Source organism: Lyngbya sp. CCAP 1446/10, assembly GCF_026130175.1.
Classification (GTDB): domain Bacteria; phylum Cyanobacteriota; class Cyanobacteriia; order Cyanobacteriales; family Microcoleaceae; genus Microcoleus.
On sequence record NZ_JAIGNI010000162.1, the window covers coordinates 1 to 2,455 of the forward strand.

Consider the following 2,455-nt stretch of genomic DNA (forward strand, 5'->3'; position numbering starts at 1 on the left):
CCCATCATTCCGCTCCTCAATAAAACGGCTGTTGTCATCAGTACGTCATTACCAACATATCGTTTTCCCAAACCCAAAGGCTTGATTCCACTGGTGGCTTAGGTTTAGCACTTTTACAGCTAGATTTGTTACCGAGACTGCCATCATTGGCCGTCTTTGTGTCATGGCAATGTCGATGAAGTAGCTGGCAATTATCATAAGATTCCCTTCCACCTTTCGATTTAGGGATGATGTGGTCAACTTCTATCGAATCTCGATCTTTGAAGTAGTTATCGCAGTGGGTGCATTTCCCTTTTTGACGCTTGAGTAGTTTAGACACTCTCGCAGGTATTTCGGGGTGTACTCCCATTCTTGAACTCCAATATAACCAGTCACCGTCGTAGGGGGATACTTTTCCTTTTACCTTTACATAGCGTTTTATTTCAGTGGAGCTATGTTGTATGAGCTTTAGAGGATTATTACCCTCTCCGGTTGCGAACACCCAGTTATTGCCTTCTACAGTTTTGAAGTATTTAAGGCGTATCCACCCTCTGCCTTTGTTCCTATGACGATGACGACCCCATTTGAGGAGCTTCCAAACCACTAAGTGCCACAGCCTTTCAAATATTTTCTGGCTGACAACTGAACAGAAGTAGTTACACCAACCCCGTATGATAGGATTTAGTTTATTGATTAAAGTCGCTTGGTTTAACCCACGCGACTTATTTATTGCTTCTGCAACTTTTCTGTAGTGCCTTTTCTGACTTTCTTTACTGGGGGTGATAATAGTCTTAAATCCGAGGATTTTACCCTTGACTCTGCCTGAATTGTGTTTCCCAACGGGGAATTGCCTGACGTTGAATCCTAGAAAGTTGAATCCAGGTTGTTCATCATCTACCTTGTTCAAAGTGTGGGCTAATCTTGTCTTACTCGGTTTTAGTTCTAACCCAATGCCACTTAACCACTTCTCTATCTCTAACTTACACAGTTTTATAACTTCTACGTCCTCATGAAGGACTACGAAGTCGTCTGCGTATCTTATCAATGAAATCGACTTAAGCTTGTCTCTAATACTCAATTGAGTGTTGTCGGGTCGCTTCCTATCGAATTTTGGGGCTAAACCCATAATCAATTCCTCAATGCCATGTAAGGCGACATTAGCCAGTAGAGGTGAAATCACCCCGCCCTGTGGTGTACCTTCATCAGTTGGGAACAGCTTGTTTCCATCCATTACACCAGCTTTTAACCAAGCTCGGATTTGTCTCCGTAGGGTTGGATAGGTATTTAATTTTGAGAGAAGTACATCATGGTTAATACGGTCGAAGCATTTGCTAATGTCGGCATCCAGAACGTATTTGGATTTCTTGTTTACCGCCACAAATATAGCCGCGATAGCATCGTGACATGAGCGTCCTGGTCTGAACCCGTATGAGTTAGGTTCAAATCTCGCTTCCCATTCTGGTTCTAACACCAGTTTGACTAGCGCTTGCAAAGCTCGGTCTTCCATTGTCGGTATACCTAAAGGTCTTTCCTCATCTGTCCCGGGTTTGGGTATCCAAACTCGGCGTGTTGGTTTGACCTTATAACCCAGTGTAATTTTGTTTATCAAGGCGAAACGTTGCTTTGGGGTCAGCGATTTTACACCGTCCACGCCTGCCGTCTTCATTCCTTTGTTTTCCTGAGTTACCCGACGAACCGCTAACGCTTTTGCTGTCCAAGAACTTATCAACAATTTCTGGAGTCTGCGTACTAGCTTGACATCACCACGATTAGACGCTTGATATATCCGTTTTTGCAACTTGAAGACGTTACGCTCTAGCTTTCGCCAGTTGATATCGCTCCATTCATACATCGGTTTTATGACCGTGTTCATGACATTTACATTGCTACTTGTAGCTATATCATCCGTATTACCGTTAGTCCGTTAGCATATCCTTCACTATTACGGTGAGGCGTTGGCTTCTGACTCAATCTCTACCACCTGTTACCTGGAAATCCAGATATTTCGTCTTGGCTGACTGCTCAAAGTATTCCACCTCTTTGAGAGTAATCAGGTGGGTTACTTCGTTCCTCATAACCATTGGTTTGTTCCGTTAGGATGTTACCTTTTCACCGAGTTTTTGGGTAACGTAGGTATGCCGACTCAAATCCTCATACCACCCTGTTCTTATACCCTTTTGGGATTCCCAGCGCGTAAAGCCTTATTTCGCTGGTTTGCGGTAACGGTGATTCAAGTAGTAACTTCGCTTTCGCTATCCGTAGGAACTTGCTCACGGGATACTACTTTTTAGGCTTGTAGCTCTTTTCCGCTTTTATCCCCGCTTCACCGATTGATGGCTAGTCTCTACAGTGGGGGATATGCTTTCACCTCTACGTTTGAAGGGCAGGGCTTGACGCTTTCTAGGGTACTGACGCTCACCTGCAAGGTTATGAAGTTGTCAACTACAAGGGATTAAAGTGCGAACTCAATCCTGAT

The 2,455-nt window shown here is 44.0% G+C and carries 1 protein-coding gene; it reads right to left on the reverse strand.

Annotated elements, in window-relative coordinates:
• Positions 1 to 37: 37 nt before the first annotated feature.
• A complete protein-coding gene (ltrA, locus tag K4039_RS29675; protein ID WP_265240107.1) occupies positions 38 to 1,852 on the reverse strand; it encodes a group II intron reverse transcriptase/maturase in 1,815 nt (604 codons plus the stop codon).
• Positions 1,853 to 2,455: the final 603 nt, after the last annotated feature.